Source organism: Caulobacter sp. SRI_014 (assembly GCF_057586315.1).
Window position 1 is genome coordinate 507,926 of record NZ_JBYCZQ010000001.1, and the last position, 17,509, is coordinate 525,434.

Annotated in this window: 22 protein-coding genes; 3 read left to right on the plus strand and 19 right to left on the minus strand. The window is 68.8% G+C overall.

The genetic code is table 11. The features are described from left to right. The first annotated feature begins 76 nt into the window (after positions 1-76). Positions 77-475 carry a hypothetical protein gene (locus AC2YG9_RS02755; RefSeq protein ID WP_487296386.1) on the plus strand — a complete coding sequence of 133 codons (399 nt, stop codon included), beginning with the start codon at positions 77-79 and terminating at the stop codon, positions 473-475. Here the strand turns inward: AC2YG9_RS02755 and AC2YG9_RS02760 are convergent. The 16 genes from AC2YG9_RS02760 to AC2YG9_RS02835 all read right to left on the minus strand — a co-directional run bounded on the left by AC2YG9_RS02760 (position 472) and on the right by AC2YG9_RS02835 (position 11,764). Next, a complete protein-coding gene (locus AC2YG9_RS02760; protein ID WP_487296387.1) occupies positions 472-1,053 on the minus strand; it encodes a hypothetical protein in 582 nt (193 codons plus the stop codon). The two genes, AC2YG9_RS02755 and AC2YG9_RS02760, sit on opposite strands and share 4 nt — an antisense overlap. 70 nt (positions 1,054-1,123) lie before the next feature. Beyond that, positions 1,124-1,633 carry a hypothetical protein gene (locus tag AC2YG9_RS02765; protein ID WP_487296388.1) on the minus strand — a complete coding sequence of 170 codons (510 nt, stop codon included), beginning with the start codon at positions 1,631-1,633 and terminating at the stop codon, positions 1,124-1,126. 75 nt (positions 1,634-1,708) lie between these two features. Then, positions 1,709-2,215, minus strand: coding sequence for a F0F1 ATP synthase subunit B family protein (locus AC2YG9_RS02770; RefSeq protein WP_487296389.1), 507 nt, complete (start codon positions 2,213-2,215; stop codon positions 1,709-1,711). Beyond that, positions 2,215-2,799 carry a F0F1 ATP synthase subunit B family protein gene (locus AC2YG9_RS02775; RefSeq protein ID WP_487296390.1) on the minus strand — a complete coding sequence of 195 codons (585 nt, stop codon included), beginning with the start codon at positions 2,797-2,799 and terminating at the stop codon, positions 2,215-2,217. The genes AC2YG9_RS02770 and AC2YG9_RS02775 overlap by 1 nt, the downstream gene beginning before the upstream one ends. A gap of 67 nt (positions 2,800-2,866) precedes the next feature. Further along, positions 2,867-3,091, minus strand: a complete 225-nt coding sequence (locus AC2YG9_RS02780) for a F0F1 ATP synthase subunit C (protein WP_487296391.1) — start codon at positions 3,089-3,091, stop codon at positions 2,867-2,869. A gap of 57 nt (positions 3,092-3,148) precedes the next feature. Beyond that, the gene (locus AC2YG9_RS02785) at positions 3,149-3,940 is read right to left on the minus strand and encodes a F0F1 ATP synthase subunit A (protein ID WP_487296392.1); all 792 of its coding nucleotides are present in this window, start codon (positions 3,938-3,940) and stop codon (positions 3,149-3,151) included. Positions 3,941-3,954: 14 nt separating this feature from the next. Then, positions 3,955-4,317: an AtpZ/AtpI family protein gene (locus tag AC2YG9_RS02790; protein WP_487296393.1), complete on the minus strand. Its 363-nt coding sequence runs from the start codon at positions 4,315-4,317 to the stop codon at positions 3,955-3,957. Positions 4,318-4,464: 147 nt separating this feature from the next. Further along, positions 4,465-5,448: an NAD(P)H-dependent flavin oxidoreductase gene (locus AC2YG9_RS02795; RefSeq protein ID WP_487296394.1), complete on the minus strand. Its 984-nt coding sequence runs from the start codon at positions 5,446-5,448 to the stop codon at positions 4,465-4,467. A gap of 69 nt (positions 5,449-5,517) precedes the next feature. Beyond that, the gene (locus AC2YG9_RS02800) at positions 5,518-5,946 is read right to left on the minus strand and encodes an NUDIX hydrolase (protein ID WP_487296395.1); all 429 of its coding nucleotides are present in this window, start codon (positions 5,944-5,946) and stop codon (positions 5,518-5,520) included. Between the two features lie 10 nt (positions 5,947-5,956). Then, complete coding sequence (locus AC2YG9_RS02805; protein ID WP_487296396.1) at positions 5,957-6,748, minus strand: 3-hydroxybutyrate dehydrogenase; 792 nt, start codon at positions 6,746-6,748, stop codon at positions 5,957-5,959. Positions 6,749-6,814: 66 nt separating this feature from the next. Further along, a complete protein-coding gene (yaaA, locus tag AC2YG9_RS02810) occupies positions 6,815-7,639 on the minus strand; it encodes a peroxide stress protein YaaA (RefSeq protein WP_487296397.1) in 825 nt (274 codons plus the stop codon). A gap of 39 nt (positions 7,640-7,678) precedes the next feature. Next, positions 7,679-9,088, minus strand: coding sequence for an FAD-binding oxidoreductase (locus AC2YG9_RS02815; RefSeq protein ID WP_487296398.1), 1,410 nt, complete (start codon positions 9,086-9,088; stop codon positions 7,679-7,681). Positions 9,089-9,121: 33 nt separating this feature from the next. Continuing rightward, positions 9,122-10,087, minus strand: a complete 966-nt coding sequence (locus AC2YG9_RS02820) for an L-threonylcarbamoyladenylate synthase (protein ID WP_487296399.1) — start codon at positions 10,085-10,087, stop codon at positions 9,122-9,124. Continuing rightward, entirely contained in the window at positions 10,021-10,581 is a 561-nt protein-coding gene (locus AC2YG9_RS02825) for a YceI family protein (protein ID WP_487296400.1), read from the minus strand. The genes AC2YG9_RS02820 and AC2YG9_RS02825 overlap by 67 nt, the downstream gene beginning before the upstream one ends. Continuing rightward, positions 10,581-11,177, minus strand: coding sequence for a cytochrome b (locus AC2YG9_RS02830; RefSeq protein ID WP_487296401.1), 597 nt, complete (start codon positions 11,175-11,177; stop codon positions 10,581-10,583). Before AC2YG9_RS02830 ends, AC2YG9_RS02825 begins: the two co-directional genes overlap by 1 nt. Next, positions 11,174-11,764: a YceI family protein gene (locus AC2YG9_RS02835; RefSeq protein ID WP_487296402.1), complete on the minus strand. Its 591-nt coding sequence runs from the start codon at positions 11,762-11,764 to the stop codon at positions 11,174-11,176. Before AC2YG9_RS02835 ends, AC2YG9_RS02830 begins: the two co-directional genes overlap by 4 nt. 133 nt (positions 11,765-11,897) lie before the next feature. Here AC2YG9_RS02835 and AC2YG9_RS02840 point away from each other — a divergent pair, with 133 nt between their 5' ends. Beyond that, positions 11,898-13,586 carry an acyl-CoA dehydrogenase family protein gene (locus tag AC2YG9_RS02840; protein ID WP_487296403.1) on the plus strand — a complete coding sequence of 563 codons (1,689 nt, stop codon included), beginning with the start codon at positions 11,898-11,900 and terminating at the stop codon, positions 13,584-13,586. 32 nt (positions 13,587-13,618) lie between these two features. Here AC2YG9_RS02840 and AC2YG9_RS02845 read toward each other — a convergent pair whose 3' ends face one another. Then, entirely contained in the window at positions 13,619-14,104 is a 486-nt protein-coding gene (locus tag AC2YG9_RS02845; RefSeq protein ID WP_487296404.1) for a redoxin family protein, read from the minus strand. A 92-nt stretch (positions 14,105-14,196) separates the two neighbouring features. Between AC2YG9_RS02845 and AC2YG9_RS02850 the strand changes: the two genes are divergently transcribed. Beyond that, positions 14,197-14,793: a YqgE/AlgH family protein gene (locus AC2YG9_RS02850; protein WP_487296405.1), complete on the plus strand. Its 597-nt coding sequence runs from the start codon at positions 14,197-14,199 to the stop codon at positions 14,791-14,793. Positions 14,794-14,970: 177 nt separating this feature from the next. Here the strand turns inward: AC2YG9_RS02850 and AC2YG9_RS02855 are convergent, their stop codons facing one another. Beyond that, positions 14,971-16,632, minus strand: coding sequence for a putative bifunctional diguanylate cyclase/phosphodiesterase (locus AC2YG9_RS02855; protein ID WP_487296406.1), 1,662 nt, complete (start codon positions 16,630-16,632; stop codon positions 14,971-14,973). 105 nt (positions 16,633-16,737) lie between these two features. Beyond that, a complete protein-coding gene (locus tag AC2YG9_RS02860) occupies positions 16,738-17,334 on the minus strand; it encodes a GNAT family N-acetyltransferase (RefSeq protein ID WP_487296407.1) in 597 nt (198 codons plus the stop codon). Positions 17,335-17,509 lie beyond the last annotated feature (175 nt).

Consider the following 17,509-nt stretch of genomic DNA (forward strand, 5'->3'; position numbering starts at 1 on the left):
ACGCCCCGCCGAGCACCATATGTCGGGACACGGCTGAAGAACCGGATCTCCCGGGACGGCCAGACAGACCGCCCCGATGACTTCCGTGACCTTCGCCTTGCCCGAACGCCGCCGACGCCCAGATGCGTCTCCGTTCCTGCGCCGCCTGAACAAGGCGGCCGGCATGGCGCTCGGCTTCCTGGTCATTGTCCTGGGCGTTCTGGTCGCGCCGCTGCCGGGCCCCGGTGGCGTCCCGGTCATCACGCTCGGCCTGATCCTGGTGCTGCGCGCCAGCACCGGCGCCAAGCGGCTGTTCATCAAGGCCTACCGCCGCTGGCCGCGCGCCCTGTCGCCGATCCGCCGCCTGCTGCGGCGCAATTCGCCGTTCGTCTCGATCTTCTGGCAGATGATGTTGCGCGCCGAGCGCTTCGTCACCCACGGCCACGGCGTCATGGCCGGCTGGCGGCGGGGCTTCAGGCGTCGCCGGGCGGCCTAGGAGCGGTCGGCCGGCTTCGGCATGCCGCCGGCCTCCAGCACATCGCGCGTGGCGCGGGCGACGAAGTAGATGGCGAGATGGACGCCCATCGCCTCGCTCAAGCCGGCGCCGTCGAGCAGGCGCTCGAGGACCGCGAAACCCGACGCGTTGGCAGCCTCGTCATCGCCCTTGCTGATCATGCCGCGGGCCATGACGCGCAGTTTCTCACGATCGGACTCCGGCAATACGCGCCACAGGTTGGGCAAGGTTCCGACCGGCATGCTGGCCTGCTCGGACAGCACCAGTTCGGACCCGTTTTCCATGATCAGGGCCCCGAGGATGGCGCCGGCCTCAAAGTTGGCCTCGTAGTTGTCGGCGACGCCGCAGGCCTTGAAGGACTCTCCGAGTTCATCGCCGAACTTCAGCTTGGAGAGAGCGTCCGCGCCGAGCACCCGATACTGGCCGAGGTAGTCGTCCTGCACCGCCTTCGAGGTCTTGCTCCAGAGGCAATCGCCCTTCGGCGCGGCCAAGGCGGGCGCGGCCAGCAGGCCTAACGCAACGGCAAGAGCGGTCGGGACGATGAGACGAAGACGGATCACAACAAGCTCCGGAGAAGACAGGCGCCCAGCCTAGCAGGCCGTTGTCGGTTGGCCACCGCCTTTGGCCGGCTCAACCGCCGGCGAACTCCCGATAGCCACGGCCGAGCATGTAGCCCATCAGATGCATTACGGCGGGGCCGTTGAAATCCTTGAGGCCCGCGCCTTTGGCGAAGGGCTCAAATCCGCCCATCTCCATCTCGTCGCCATTGCCGTCGTCGATGGCCGTCTCGGCCCAGCGCCGCAGCTGAACACGCTCGGCCTCGCTGAGCGCCGCCCAGCTGCGCGCCAGGGCGCCCGGCTGCTGCATCTCGCGATCCCACCAGGTCTCGGATGCGATCTCCATGGTGCGGGCGAGAAGCAGGTTGCGCACCTTGTCGGCCGGGACCTTGCAAGTGACGGCCAGGCCCTCGGTCACGTCGGCGGCCAGCGTCGTCTTCATCAGGGCGCCAGGATCGCTGCTGTACTGGCCAAGCATGGTCTGCCGCTGGCTCGGGCCCACAGCGTCCCACAGGCAATCGGACGGCGTCGAAAGGGCCGGCGTGGTCAGCGCCAGGGCGACAAGGATAGATGCGAGCGTCAAAGAAAATGCCCCCCGATCAGGATCGGAGGGCATCTTGTCTTTCAGCGGCGGCGGAAGCCACCCACGAAAAGGGGTCTACTGCAGACGGCCCGCCAGCTGGGCGATCGCCGCGTCGACGCTGGGGTCGGACTTGGCGGCCGCGATGCGGGCGGTCAGCAGGCGCTCGGCGGTCTGGGTGGCCAGATCGGCGGCGGCGGCCTTCACCTCGGCGGAGGCTTGCGCCTCGGCCGAAGCGATCTTGCGCTCGGCCAGGGCGGCGCGGCGGGCGATGGTTTCTTCCAGCTTGGCCTGGGCGTCGACCGCCATGCGGGCTGCGTCGGCTTCGGCGGCGGCCAGCATGCCGGCGGCCTGCTTTTCGGCGTCTTCCTTCTGGCCGCGGATTTCGGCCAGCAGGGCTTCGGCTTCGGCCCGCAGGCGGGCGGCCTCGTCGAGGTCGGCCTGGATGGTCGCAGACTTGGCGTCGAGGGCGGCGGCGACCTTCTTGAAGCCACCGACGTAGATCACGATGCCGATGAACACGAAGGTGGCGATGCCGACCCAGTTCTCGGCGCTGCCGAGGAAGGCGATGACGGCTTCAGGCATCAGGCGACCCCTTGCTTGGCGGCGGTGAGGGCCGCGGTGAGGTCAGCGGCCTTCGGCGCGGCGCCGGTCAGCTTCTCGACAATGGCCGAGGCCGTGTCGGAGGCGATGGTCGAAACGTGGCTCATGGCCGCGTCACGCGAGGCGCGGATGCGGGTTTCTGCCTCGGCCATCTTCTCGGCCAGCTTGGCGTCTTCGGCGGCCTGACGCGATTGCGCTTCGGCGGCAGCCTTGGCGCGGGCGTCGGAGGCCAGCTTGTGAGCCTTGGCGCGGGCGTCGGCCAGGTCCGTCTGGGCCTGGGCGGCCTGGGCGTTGGCCTCTTCCTGCACCTTGCGAGCCTGTTCGAGCGCGCCGGCGATGGTGCCTTCGCGTTCGTCCAGAACCCGGCGCAGACGCGGGATGAAGACCCGCGACATCAGCACATAGCCGATGGCGAACAGGATCAGCAGCCAGGCGATCTGACCCGCCCAGTGCTGCATCTGGAGTTGCGGCAAACCACCGCTGCCGTGTTCGGCTTCGGTGGTCGCGTGGGTTTCGCCCGCCCCCTTGGTCGTAGACGGGGCGGCGTGCGGATCAGGAGTGGCCATGCCGGTGTTCCAGTGCGGCGCGCCGCCCCGGTGAACGGAACGGTCGCGCCAGCCTAGTCAGAAGGATTTAGCCGAAGAGGATCAGCATGCCGAGCACGAAGGCCAGGATGCCCAGGGCTTCGGCGAGGGCGGCGCCCACGAACAGGTTGCCGATCTGGCTGGCGGCGGCCGAGGGGTTACGCAGAGCGCCGGCGAGGAAGTTGCCGAAGATGGTGCCCACGCCGATACCGGCGCCGATCATGCCCAGGGTCGCGAGGCCCGCGCCGATGAACTTGGCGGCTTGAGGATCCATGAGAGTCTAGTCCTAGCTAAGTGATAAGGTTCAAGGGTTGGTCGGTTTGGGGCGCTTTTAGTGCCCGTGACCGAGATTGACCACATCGTTGAGATAGATGGTGGTCAGAACGGCGAAGACGAAAGCCTGCAGGAAGGCCACGAGGAACTCGAGGGCCGTCAGGGCGGTGACCATGCCGAAGGCCAGCGGGCCGATCAGCAGACCGAGGAAGCCGACGGAGCCGGCGGCCGCGGTAGCCACGAAGCCAGCGAACACCTTCAGGGCGACGTGGCCGCCCATCATGTTGCCGAACAGACGAAGCAGCAGGGTGACCGGACGCAGCAGGAAGGAAATGAACTCGATCACGATGATGATCGGCAGGATCCCCCACGGCACGCCGCTCGGCACGAACAGCTTGAAGAAGCCGAGGCCGTGCTTGGCGAAACCGACGATCAGCACCAGGCCGATGGTCAGGACCGCGAAGGTGGCGGTGACCGCCAGCTGCGAGGTGGCGGTGAACATGTGGAACACGCCCGGCACGTTGACCAGGCCGATGAAGTTCATCGCCAGCACGAAGGTGAAGATGGTGAACACGAACGGCGCGTACTTCTTGCCGTCGTGACCGATGATCGAGCTGGTCAGGTTGTCGATCATGCCGAACAGCTGCTCGCCGACCGCCTGGGCCCGGCCCGGAACGACCTTGGCGCCGCCGGTGACCAGGGCCATGAAGCCCATGATCACGACAAAGGCGACCGTCATCGCGAGATGCGAATTGGTGAAGGCGAGATCCACCGTGCCGATGACCGGCAGGGTGACGTCGGGCAGGTCGAGGATCTTCTCGATCTGGAACTGGTGCAACGGATCGGCCACGGGCCTATCGCTCCTTAATCTTCGTCTTCATCGTCGTCGGCGACGGTCGGAAGCGGGGCATCGCCCTGCTCGGCCTTCGCCATCGCCATCAACCGGTCGGCGGTGTGCTTGGCCATCCAGAGCGCCAGCACGAAACCACCGAGAACCCCGCCGATCATGCCCCAGGGCCTGGTCGGCAGCAGCCAGTCGACGATCGCTCCCAGCGCCAGGCCAACGAGCACACCGCCGATCAGCTCGGCCATGATCCGCCATGCCTGGCTGACCGCCGCCTCGCCGCCCACGTGTGACACGGGTTTGGCGGTGCGCGCCTTGAGTGCGGCGGCCCGTTCGTCGAGGCGTTTCAGCGCCTCTTCGCGGTTTTCGTCGGCCCTCGGCATGGGAGCGGTCAGCTCTACAAACGGCCTGGAAGAACACCCTCCGGGCCCGGCTTGATCGGCGCGGAACCTATAGACCCTGCTGCGGTGCGTCAAGGCTAGTGAGAGAGTATTTAAAGCCTTGAAAATGTTAGCCTTTTCGACGCTGCGTCAGGCCGTCGCCGGTTCCCTGCTCCGGATCGCCGCCACCCGGCCGATGGAGGCCTCGGCTTCGGCCATGATGCGTTGGACGATCTCGCCCGCAGGCAGGACGTCGTGCACGCCCCCCGCGCTCTGGCCCATGGCGAAGCAGCTCTTGTCGGGGTCGAGGTTCTCGGTCTGGCCGCCGATGCCGCCCATGGCGTTGTTCTGCACCGAGATGCCGGCCTGGACCGGGAAGGGCTGGATGTCGCCCGGACGCGATTCCCAGTCATCGACGTAGGGGTTCTTGCGCACCCGCATCGGCTTGCCGCTGTAGCAGCGGGTGCGGACAGTGTCCTCGTCCGCCGATTCGACGATGGTCTGGCGGTAGAGTTCGCCCGCATGGGCTTCGGTGGAAGCGATGAAGCGGGTTCCCATCCAGACCCCGGTTGCGCCGAGCGCCAGCGAGGCGGCCAAGCCCCGGCCGTCGTAGAGGCCGCCGGCCGCCACCACCGGGATCTTTACCGCCTCGACTGCCTGGGCGACCAGCGGCAGGGTGCCGACGAGCCCTGTGTGCCCACCGCCCTCGCCACCCTGGCAGATGACCGCGTCACAGCCGGCCTGCTCGGCCTTCACCGCATGTTTGACCGCGCCGCAGACGACCATGACCTTGAGGCCGGCCTTCTTCAGCCGCTCCATGATCGGCATGGGAATGCCCAGACCGGCGACGAAGGCCGACGCCCCCTCCTCGATGATGACCTCAACGCTGGCGGTCAGGCTTTCCGGCGAGGCGGCCAGCAGATCGACCCCGAACGGTCCGTCGGTCAGCTTGCGCACCGCACGCATCTGCTCGCGGATAAAGTCGGGACCACGTCCGGCCATGCCCAGGGTCCCGTAGCCGCCGGCGTTGGTCACGGCAGCCACCAGCTCAGCGTAGGAAACCCCGCCCATGCCGGCCAGCATGATCGGATGCTCGACGCCCAGGAGGTCGCAGAGGGGGGTGTGAAGGGTCATGGTGATTCTCCCCGCGGGCCGTTCACCGCCCGTCGTGGAGGCATGAAAGGGCGGGTTACGCGGCGGGCGTCAAGCGCCGAAGCGCTCCACTGCCTCGCGGATGACCCGGCGGGTTTCCTCCCACTCGACCACCGCCAGCGCCTCGGCCAGCGGGAAGAAGCGGGCGTCGGCCGCGTCGTCACCGGCCACCGGCTCGCCGGCCGTCCAGCGGGCGGCGTAGTCGATCATGATGTAGTGGCGGGTGGTCATCACCCCGTCGACAACGTCGATCAGGCCGAGGATCTCCGCCTCGACGCCGGTCTCCTCGCGCAGTTCGCGCAGGGCGCCATCCTTGAGGGTTTCGCCCCACTCCAGCCGACCGCCGGGCAGGCTCCACTGACCCTTGCGCGGAGGATTGCCACGCTTGATCAGCAGCACCTCGTTCCCGCGCAGACAGACGACGCCGACGGTCGGCACCGGGCGCGGCGAGGCGGTCTCTTCGAGGGGTGGCTGGCTCATGGAGGCGGGACTAGCCCGCCGTCCAGCCGCCGTCGATGGAAAGATGCGCCCCGTTGACCCCGCCGCCGGCGGCGCTGGCCAGGTACAGCACCATGCCATTGAGCTGGTCGAAGCTGATGAACTGTTTGCTGGGCTGTGCGGCGAGGATGACGTCCCGCACCACCTGCTCTTCGCTGAGACCCCGCGCCTTGGCGGTGTCCTTGATCTGGCCGTCGACCAGAGGCGTGTGGACATAGCCCGGGCAGATGGCGTTGCAGGTGATGCCCTGTTCCGCGATCTCCAGCGCCACCGTCTTGGTCAGGCCCAGAACCCCGTGCTTGGCGGCGACATAGGCGCCCTTGAAGGGGCTGGCGACCAGGCCGTGGGCCGAGGCGATGTTGATGATCCGGCCGTGCTTGGCAGCCTTCATGATCGGCAGGGCGGCGCGGATGGCGTGGAAGTTGGAGGTCAGGTTGATGGCGATGATCTTGTCCCACTTGTCGGTCGGGAACTGATCGATCGGCGAGACGAACTGGATGCCGGCGTTGTTGACCAGGATGTCGAGCCGGCCAAATTCCGTCTGCGCGAAGGCGACCATGTCGGCGATCTGATCACCGTTGGTCATGTCGGCGCCGTGGCAACGGACGCGGACGCCCGTCTGGCTTTCAAGCTCGGCGCGGGTCTTCTCGATGGCGGCCGGGTCCCCCAGGCCGTTGAGCACCACATCGACGCCCGCCTTGGCGAGGGCTTCGGCGATCGCGTGGCCGATGCCGCTGGTCGAGCCGGTGACGATCGCCGCCTGCCCCTTCAGCCCGTAGTCCATAGTGCGCTCCGACGTCTTCTTATTGTGCGGCGCAACATAGCCCTTCGCGCCGCATCATACGAGCGCCTATAATTCATCCCCTGATGAATTACGAGAGGCCGCGGCGCGCTGTTGCGCCACGGGCGGCGGCTGCGGCCGGGCGAAGACCCATTCCACCTCGCTGGAGAGATGGGCCTTGAAGGTGTAGCCGGCGGTGTCAAAGGCCTTCAGATCGCCCGCGTTCTCGATCCGCTGGTCGATGGCGAAGCGGGCCATCAGACCCCGCGCCTGTTTGGCGAAGAAGCTGAGCTGGCGGGTCTCGCCGTCCTTCTCCTCGAGGAAAACACAGGTGACGACCGGCAGCTTGAGGGCGGCGGCGTCGACGGCCCCGAAATACTCCTGGCTGGCCAGGTTGATCAGGGTCGGGTCGGCGTGCCCCTCGGCGTCGGCGTTGAGCTGCCGCGCGACCTTGTCGCCCCAGAAGTCGTAGAGGTTCGACCCGCGCCTGGTCTTCAGCCGCGTGCCCATCTCCAACCGGTGCGGCTGAATGGCGTCGGCCGGCCGCAGCAGGCCATAGAGACCCGACAGGATGCGCAGGTGCTCCTGGGCCCAGGCGAACGCCGCCTTGTCGAGGGCGCGGGCCTTGAGGCCCGTGTAGACATCGCCATTGAAGGCCACGGCCGCCTGCAGCCCGTCCTCGGCCAGCGGATCGAGGGCCTGGAAGCGGGCATGGTTGAGACTGGCCAGGGCGTCAGACAGATGCATCAGCCGCTTCAGCTGCCGGGCGCTCTGGCCCTTGGCGACCTTGGCCAGCTCGACCGTATCGGCCTTGAGGCGCGGCTCGGTCAGGGGCAGCGGCTTTGGCGGCGCCGTGAAGTCCAGGGACTTGGCGGGAGAGATGACCATCAGCATGGCGCGGCTGATAGGCCGGGGCCGCGCCGAAGACCAGAGCTAGAAGAGGACTCGCGGGTTCATGATCCGCTTGGGGTCGAGCGCCGCCCGGATAGCGCGCAGGGCCTCGACTTCGATCGGGCTCTTGTAGCGCAGGGCGTCGGCGGTCTTGGCGGCGCCCAGGCCGTGTTCGGCGCTGATCGAACCGTCCAGTTCCATGACCAGGTCGTGAACCCGACGTGAGCCTTCGTCGCGCAGGGCGTTGTGGTCCTCGTCCGTCTCCCCCTCGCGCCGCAGGACGTCATAGTGGACGTTGCCGTCACCGACGTGGCCGAAAGCGACGACGCGGACGCCGGGGCGGAAGGTCTCGACCAGGGTCGTCGCCCGCTCGATGAACTCGGCCATCTTCGAGACCGGCACCGAGACGTCGTGCTTCCAGGCGGCGCCCTCCGCCTTCTGGCCACCGGACTGGTTCTCGCGCACCGCCCAGAAGGCCTTCTGTTGCGTCTCGGTCTGCGCCACCGCCGCGTCGGCGATGAGGCCGTCTTCCAGGGCGTGGGCCAGCAGACGTTCCAGTGCGGCCTCGGCGACGCCGGGCTCACCGCTGGTGGTCTCGACCAGCACGTACCAGGGATGCACACCCTCCAGCGGCTCGCGCAGGCCGGGGATGTTCTTGATGGCGTAGCCGACCCCGGCCCGGCCCATCAGCTCGAAAGCTTCGACGGCGCCGCCGGTCTCTTCCTTCGCTCGGGCCAGCAGGGTGATGGCGTCGCGGGCGCTGTTCAGGCCGCAGATGGCCGTGGCGACCCCGACCGGCCGGGGGAACAGTTTCAGGCTGGCGGCGGTCACCACCCCCAACGTGCCCTCGGCCCCGATCAACAGCTGCTTGAGGTCGTAGCCGGTGTTGTCCTTGCGCAGGCGCTTTAGGCCGTTCCAGACCTCTCCGTTGGGCAGAACCGCCTCCAGCCCCAGCACCAGGCTGCGGGTCGTGCCGAAGCGCAGCACCTGGGTGCCGCCGGCGTTTGTCGAGACCACGCCGCCGACCGTGGCCGAGCCCTCCGAGGCCAGGCCCAGCGGGAAGCGGCGGTTCAGCTTCGCCGCCGCCTCATGCACCGCCGCCAGGGTGACCCCGGCCTCGGCGACGATGACATCGTCGAAAGCGTCAATGTCGCGGACGGCGTTCAGCCGCTCGGTCGAGAGGAGAATCTCGCCCTGCGGAATCTGGCCGGAGACCAGGCCGGTGTTGCCTCCCTGGGGCGTGATGGCGACCCCGGCTTCGGCGCACAGCCCGACCACGGCCGAGACCTCGGCGGTCGAGCGCGGCAAGACCAGCAGCGGCGTCGTGCCTTCCCAGCGGCCCCGCCATTCGACCAGCTTGGGCGCGATGCGGTCGGGATCGGTGCTCCAGCCGCCCTCGCCGAGCACGGCTTTCAGGCGGGAAACGACATCGGCGGGAACGGGGATGGTCATGGCGCGAGAGGATACGCCCTCACCCGGCGGCTGTCAGCCGACGAAGCCGGCAGCGCGCTTGAGTCGGTCGTTGATCGCTTCGCCGAGGCCTTCGTCCGGGATCGGCGCGACGGCGATTGCGCTCGGCCGCGTTCGGTCGGCGGCCCGGAGCATGGCGAACAGGTTGGCGGCCGCCTCGGCCAGGTCCCCGGTCGGGCTGAGGTTGAACGGGCTGTCCGACGGTCCAAAGGCGAGGAAGGCCTCCCCCGCATCCGGGGCAACCGCGTTGATCCGCACCGGCGCGTCGGGCGCGTAGTGCAGGGCCATCCGCCCCGGCGAACGCTTGGCGTCGGCCTCTGCCTCGGCCAGCGGGCCGATCAGGGCTTCGATCTGGGCGCGTGTGACGCTGCCAGGGCGCAGCAGCCGCGCCTGACCGTCGAGCACCGAGACCACCGTCGATTCCAGACCGACGGTGCAGGGCCCGCCATCGAGACCGGCGGCGGTCTGCTCGCCTGTCTCTTCGCGGGCGTCGGCATAGGTTGTCGGGCTGGGTCGGCCTGAGCGATTGGCGCTCGGCGCCACGACCGGCCGGCCGAAGCGGGCCAGCAGGGCGCGGGCCAGGGGGTGGCCAGGGACGCGTACGGCCACCGTGTCGAGACCGGCGCGGGCGAGGTCGCAGACGGCCCCGGCGTCGGCCAACGGGGCGACCAGGGTCAGTGGCCCGGGCCAAAAGGCCTCGGCCAGTTTCAGGGCCCGCTCATCGAGCACGGCGATGCGGCGGGCAGCCTCAAGATCGGCGACGTGCGAGATCAGCGGATTGAAGCGCGGCCGACCCTTGGCCTCGAACACCTTGGCCACGGCCAGCGGATCGGCGGCGTCGGCGGCCAGGCCGTAGACGGTCTCGGTCGGGAAGGTGACGAGCTGCCCGGCCTCCAAAGCCCTGACGGCGGCCTCTATCGCTTCGCCGTCACCGCGATGGTCACCGTCACCGGATCGGGAATGACGTCCGTCTTCTTCCACTCGTTCTGTCCAACCCCGAAGGCGAGGCGATTGACCGTCACGCGCGCGGTCATCTTCGCCTGGTTGCCGGTGATGACGAGGGTGAAGGGCAGGGTCAACGGTTTCGTCTGTCCGCGCAGGGTCAGGGTCCCGGTGGCCTGGTACTTGCCGCCGCCCAGCGCCTTGAAGCCGGTGGTCCTGTAGGTGGCTTTTGGAAAGGCCTGGGCGGAGAACCAGTTCGGCTCCTTCATCGCCGCATCGCGGTCCTTGTCGCCCGACCAGGCGCTGGCCGTGTCGATGCTGACCACGGCGCTGGAGCCGGCCAGGTTGTTCGGATCGAAGCGGATCTGGGCGTCCCAGCGGGCGAAGCCGCCGTTGAAGCCCTGACCGCCGAAGGTCGAGGCGAAGGCGATCTTCGAGGCCGCCTTGTCGACCGTCCAGGCCGGGGCCGGCGCGGCTGCGGCCGGGAGCGCCGCGAACAGGAACAGAGCCAGGGCGGCTAGGAAGCGGCGCATCAGTTCGGAGCCTTCAGGAACGGGATCATGCGACCGAGCTCATTGTCCTTGTCGAGGAACTGATGCTTCAGCGCGCCCAGGATGTGCAGCGGGATCAGCCCATAGATGATCACCTTGGCCATCAGATGATGGACCTCTTCCCAAGTTTCGTGCGCCGCCTTCATCTCGGCCGGCGGCAGGTTGGCCAGCGGGCCGATGGCCGGCCAGTCGAACAGACCGAACATGTCGATCGGATAGACCTTGATCAGCGGGCTGGCCGAGACCAGGGCCCAACCGGTCAACGGCAGGCCGATCATCAGCACGTAGAAGCCCCAGTGGACGATGTGGGCCAGCCAGCGCTCCCAGGTCTTGAGGTGGGCCCCGAGCGGCGGGGCCTTGTGAGTCAGGCGCCAGGCCAGCCGGGCGAGACTGAGGATCAGGATGGTTATGCCAAGCGTCTTGTGCCAGGCCATCAGGCCGGCGGCGGTCGACCGGGGAACCTCGTCGGAGATCCAGGCAAGGGCGACATTGCCGATGATCAGGGCGGCGATGAGCCAGTGGAAGGTCATGGCGACCGCGGAGTAGCGGCTGCGCCCGGCGGACAGGTCTGTGCTCATTTCCGAAGGAACTCCACCTCGATGATCAGTTCGATGTCATCGCCTGCGAACATGCTCATGTTGTCCGAGCCGAAGTCGGACCGCTTGAACGACCCGGTCGCAGAAAAGCCCGCCCGGGCCCCCAGCAGGCCCGATTCATAGCCCCGAAAAACGACATCGAGGGTTACCGGCTTTGTGACGCCGTGGAAGGTCAGGTCGCCGGTCACCCTGCCCTTGTCGCCGTCCCGCACGATGGCGGTGGAGACGAAGGTCGCCTTGGGGTTCTTCCTGGCGTCGAGGAAGTCCTCGGCGAAGTCCTTGCTGGTCTTCGGGTCGCCGACGTCCAGCGAGGTCATGTCGATGCTCACCGACAGCCTGGCCGCCTCGGGCCTTTGCGGATCCCAGTCGTAGGAGGCGTCAAAGCGGTTGAACCGCATCGTGTAGCTGGTCAGCCCCATATGCCGCACCCGGGCCAGCAGGGAGGCGTGGCTCTTTTCCAGGCTGTAGGTCCCGGCCGGCATCTTGGCCGGATCGGTGGCCGGGGCGGCCAGCGCCGGTCCGGAGATCAGACAGGCCGCCATCAGCACGGCGGCAAGCGAACGGATCATAAGGCGGCGCTCCAACTGTAGCTGTACGCGTTACGGAACATAGGCCTCCCGCCGGGCGATGAAAGACCCATCCAGGCCTTTGTTCCAGTGGACGTCCGGTCTAGGTAGTCGCCGACAGCCTTGGGACCATTTCATGACCTACACCCCGCCGCTCCGCGATATCGCCCTGGCCATGCGGGCCGCCGGCTTCGATCGGCTGTCCGACGACTTCCCGGAAGCCGACATCGCCACGGTCGAGGCCGTGCTGGACGGGGCCGGTGCGTTCGCCGCCGACATCATCGCGCCGCTGAACCGGCCTGGCGACCTGGCCCACGCTTCGTACGCCAACGGCAAGGTCACCGCCGCGCCGGGCTATGCGGCGGCCCTGCGGGAATTCGCCGAGGGCGGCTGGAACAGCCTGTCGGCCGAGCCGCGCTACGGCGGCCAGGGCCTGCCCAAGGCGCTGGAGATCGCCGTCTTCGAAATGTTCAACTCGGCCAGCCTGGCCTTCGGCCTGTGCCCGATCCTCACCCAGGGGGCCATCGAGGCCCTCGCCGCCCACGGCACCACCGATCAGAAGGCCAGGTACCTGCCCCGCCTGGTCAGCGGCGAATGGACCGGCACCATGAACCTGACCGAGCCGCAGGCCGGCTCGGACCTTGCCGCCCTGACCACCCGGGCCGAGCCGGACGGGAACGGAAACTGGCTGCTGACCGGCCAGAAGATCTTCATCACCTGGGGCGACCACGACGCCGCCGACAACATCGTCCACCTGGTCCTGGCCCGCACGCCGAACGCTCCGGCAGGGGTCAAGGGCATCAGCCTGTTCGTCGCCCCCAAGCGCATGCTCACCGCCGACGGCAAGGCCGGAGCGCCGAACGACCTGCGGCCCGCCGGCATCGAGCACAAGCTGGGCATCCACGCCTCGCCGACCTGCGTCATGGCCTTCGAAGGCGCCCGCGCCGAACTGGTCGGGGTCGAGGGCCAGGGCCTGGCCCATATGTTCACCATGATGAACGCCGCCCGCCTGCAGGTCGGGACCCAAGGGGTGGCTATCGCCGAGCGCGCCTATCAACAGGCCCTCGCCTTCGCCCGTGAGCGCAGGCAGAGCCGGTCGGCCTGGACCGGCGAGAACCCGGCCCCGCTGTGGGATCTGCCCGACGTTCGCCGCACCCTGATGCTAATCAAGGCCAGGACCGCCGCCGCTCGCGGCATCTGCCTGGCCACCGCCGTGGCCGCCGACCTGGCCCATCACGGCGATGCGGCGGCGAAGCTGCGCGAGGAACTGCTGACCCCGATCGCCAAGGGCTGGTCGACCGACGTCGGCGTCTGGGCGGCGTCCGAGGCGCTGCAGGTCCACGGCGGCATGGGCTTCGTCGAAGAGACCGGAGCGGCCCAGCACTACCGCGACTGCCGCATCCTGCCGATCTACGAGGGCACCAACGGCATCCAGGCCATCGACCTGGTCGGCCGCAAACTGTCCCTCGAAGGCGGCGCGGCCATGGCCTCGCTGGTCTCCGACATCCGCGAGACGGCCCGGGCCCTCAAGGGCGACCTGGGCGGCGTCGGCGACCGGCTGGGCGCCGCGGTCGACGCCATGGCGGCCGGGGCCGACTGGCTGAGTGAGCGCAAGGGCACGCCCGACGCCTTGGCCGGGGCCACGGCCTATCTGAAACTGTGCGGTGAGACGGTCGGCGGCTGGATGCTGGCCAAACAGGCCCATCTGGACGCCCGCATGGCTCCGTTGGCCACCCTCTTCGCCGGCCAGGTGCTGAGTGGCGTGCCCGGCCAACTGGCGGCGGTGACCCAGGGGTCCGAGCCGCTGGAGGCGTTCGAAGGCTGACCCCCGCCCGAAGGCGGGGGCGCCCTTGCTGCCTAGCCCAGCTGGGGCAGCATGTAGTCAGCGGCGCTGACCTTGAACTCGCCGCCCTGCTCGATGTTCAGCGTCTGGACGACGCCGTCCTTGACCAGCATCGAGTAGCGCTGGCTGCGGGTGCCCATGCCGAACTTGCTGCCGTCCATCTCCAGGCCGAGGGCCTTGGTGAAGTCGCCGTTGCCGTCGGCCAGCATGATGATGTCGTCGCCGACGCCCTGATCGGCGCCCCAGGCCTTCATGACGAAGACGTCGTTGACCGAGACGCAGGCGATGGTGTCGACGCCCTTGGCGCGGAACTCGGCGGCGTGCTCCTTGAACCCGGGCACATGCTTGGCCGAGCAGGTCGGGGTGAAGGCCCCGGGGACGGCGAAGAAGGCGACGGTCTTGCCGGCGAACAGCTCATCGGTGCTGATCGGGCGCGGGCCTTCGGCGCCGCTGGTCATGAACATGCCGTCCGGCACCTTGTCGCCCACTTGGATCGTCATCTTGTCTCTCCCTTGCCCGCCTTCGGGCTTCGACCAAGGCAAATAGAGCCGCAGCGCCCGCTCGCCAAGCGGTGTGACTTGAAACGGTCGTGATGCGCGCCGATGTTGCGTCCATGGCCCAGGATCAAGACCCCGAATTTCTCTCCGGCCGGCTGCTGATCGCCATGCCGGGCATCGACGACGAACGCTTCGAGCGGGCGGTCATCTATGTCTGCGCCCACGACGACCAGCACGCCATGGGCATCACCCTCAACCGCCCCGTCGACGGGCTGAAGATGCCCGACCTGCTGACCAAGCTCGGCGTCACCGTGACCGAGAACCATCGCGAGGACATCGTCCTGATGGGCGGACCGGTCGAGCGCGAGCGCGGCTTCGTGCTCCACACCGACGACTACCGGAGCCCGGCCGGCACCCTGCCGGTGGCCGAGGGCGTGGCCCTGACCACCAGCCGCGAGGTCCTTGCCGCCCTCGCCGCCGACGGCCCGCCGCGCAAGGCTGTCCTGGCGCTCGGCTATGCCGGCTGGGGCGCGGGACAGCTGGAGCAGGAGATGCGCCAGAACGTCTGGCTGGTCGGCGACCCGGACAGCACCCTGATCTTCGGCGACGACCACGAGCACAAATGGTCGGCGGCCCTGGCCAAGCTGGGCATCAGCGCCGATCACCTGTCGAGTGAGGCGGGCAGAGCCTGATCATCATCCAGTCGCTCCCCCTCTGGGGGAGCTGGCGGCGCCGATAGGCGACGACTGAGGGGGCAGCGCCGCTGCCTGAATTGTCCTGGAGCGAACCTACCCGGAGCCGGTGCTGCCCCCACCACCCCGCGCTGCGCGCGCGGTCCCCCTCCCCCAAAGGGGGAGGTACTGGGGAAATCACCCCTGGCGGCGGACGGGGGCGACCCCGTCGACGTAGCTTTCGTTGAGGTAGACCTCGGCCTCCTGCGGCGACAGCGGCGGGGCGTAGCCGAAGCCCTGACCGTAGTCGCAGCCCAGCTCCAGCAGCCGATTGGCCATCAGGGCGTTCTCCACCCCCTCGGCGACGACCTCGAGGTTGAGGTCCTGGCCGAGCTTGACCACCGACTGGACGATCTTGGCCGAGCCCGGGTTGGCGCCCATCGTCCGCACGAAGTAGCGGTCGATCTTCAGGGTGTCGAAGGGCAGCCGCGTCAGGTAGCTGAGGGAAGAGAACCCCGTCCCGAAGTCGTCGAGCGCCAGGCCGGCGCCGACCTCGCGCAGGGCCTTCAGCACCACCGCCGCCCCTTCGGGGTCGCGCATGATGTCGCTCTCGGTGATCTCCAGCTTCAGCGCGCCCTTGCGCAGCCGGTACTTGGCGATCAGCCCGCCGACGTCCTCGACCAGGCCGGCGCGGTGAATTTCGCCGGTCGACAGGTTGACGCTGCAGGTCAGCTGCCAGGCCGGGGCATGCCGCGCCTGCCATTCGGAAAGCTGGCGGGCCGAGGCGCGGATCATCAGCTCACCGATGTCCTCCATCAGGCCCATCTCTTCGGCCAAGGGCAGGAATTCGTCCGGCGGCAACAGGCCCCGGCGCGGGTGACGCCAACGGCAGAGAGCCTCGAAGCCCGAGAGTTCGCCGGTGTCGAGCCGCACGATGGGCTGGAAGAAGGGCCCGATCTCGCCACGACCGACCGCGCCGCGCAGATCCCCTTCCAGCGCCAGCCGCGACAGGCCATCGCTTTCCATGCCTGAGCCGTAGGCCGCGCCGCCGCCGCGCCCGGCGGCCTTGGCGGCCTCGACGGCCAACTCGGCCCGGCGCAGCAGTTCGGCCGCGTCCGGCGCCTCGTCCCCGCCCTGGGCCTCGACCGCGCCGACGGCGAGGGTGGGGTGAATATCGAAGCCGGCGACCCGCAAGGGCCGTTCCAGCGCCTCACGCAGCCGCGTGCCGGCCGGGATCAGGCCAGGGGCCAGCACGGCGAACTCGTCCTCGCCGACCCGGGCCATCAGCGACTCCGGCGGGAAGGCGGCGGCCAGCCGGGCGCCCAGCGCCGCCAGCACCAGGTCGGCGCGTTCGTGACCCAGCGCCTCGTTCAATCGGCGCAGGCGGTCGAGGTCGGCGACGACCAGGGTGAAGGCCTGATCGGTCTGCAGCCGCTCACGGGCTCGGGCGACGAAGCTGCGCCGGTCGAGCAGGCCGGTCAGCGGATCGGTCTCGGAGGCGGCGAAGGCGGTCTCGGGCGCAACAACCCCGGCGGCCCGGTTGCCCTCCTCCAGCCAGACCCCGCGCCAGACCCCCACCTCACCGCCGCGCATGCGCAGGCGAAGGTTGATCTCGGTGTGCGGCGGCTGTTCGCGCAGCAGCTCCTCGGCCAGCGGCCGGTCCTGCGGAAACACCAGAGCCCGCAGTGCGGCTGAACTGCATTCAGGCGCCAGCGGCCCCAGTCCCAGCGTCCGCGAGGCGCCGGAAAATTTCAGACGGTCTTCGGTCGGCGACCAGGTCCACAGGGCGACGCCCGCGGCGCTCAGCGCCTCGAGCGTGAGCGCGGTGTCCCACCCCTTGCGGTCGTTTCCCAGCGCCATGCGGCGCGCCCCTCAAGCCTGCGGGCGATGCGCCCACTTTGAGGCATACGGTGCTTCGGCCCGGCTTGGAATACCGGTTTCCTGTGCAGTCCGTTTGCCTTGAACCTAGTCCGGGCAGGACTGCTCCCGCTCTCGCGAAATCAACCCGAACAGGCGATGGTCTCGCCATTCGCCGTTAATTTTCAGATAAGCCCGCGCAAAGCCCTCCTCGACGAAGCCGGCCTTGAGGAGAAGGGCGGCGCTGCCGGTATTACTCGGCAGGCAAGCGGCCTCGAGGCGCGAGAGGCCAAGGGTGCGGAAGGCAAACCGGCTGACGGTGCGTACGGCGGTCAGGGTGTGGCCCTGGCGGGTGGTGTTGACGCCGCTCCAGTAGCCGATGGTGCCAACCTGGGCGACGCCGCGCCGGACGTTGCTGAGGGTAATGCCGCCGGTCAGGGCGCCGGTCTCGTTGGAGAAGACGAAGAAGGGATAGGTGATCCCCTGCTCGAGGTCCCGACGCCAGGCGTCGAGGCGCCTGCGGTAGGCGCTGCGGGTCAGGTCGTCGCGCGCCCAGACCGGCTCCCAGGGCTGCAGGAAGTCGCGGGACGCGGCGCGGACGGCGGCCCATTCGGCGTAGTCGCTGGCTTTGGGCGGGCGCAGCCGCACGGTCCCGCCGTCGAGGCGGAAGGCGGAGTCCAGACCGGTCCAGTCGATGAGGGCCATGGGGGACAGGGTGAAGGCTGGAGACGGGGCGTCAAGGGCGGGCTTGCCGAAGCGGCCTACGATTATACCGCGCGATCGGGGCGCAAGGAGGCGAATTTGGCGGAAGGCGTTGAAGGGGTGTGACTTCCGGGTTGGCCGGGAGGCTGTGGACGTAGGTCCGGGCGTAGGCCCGGGC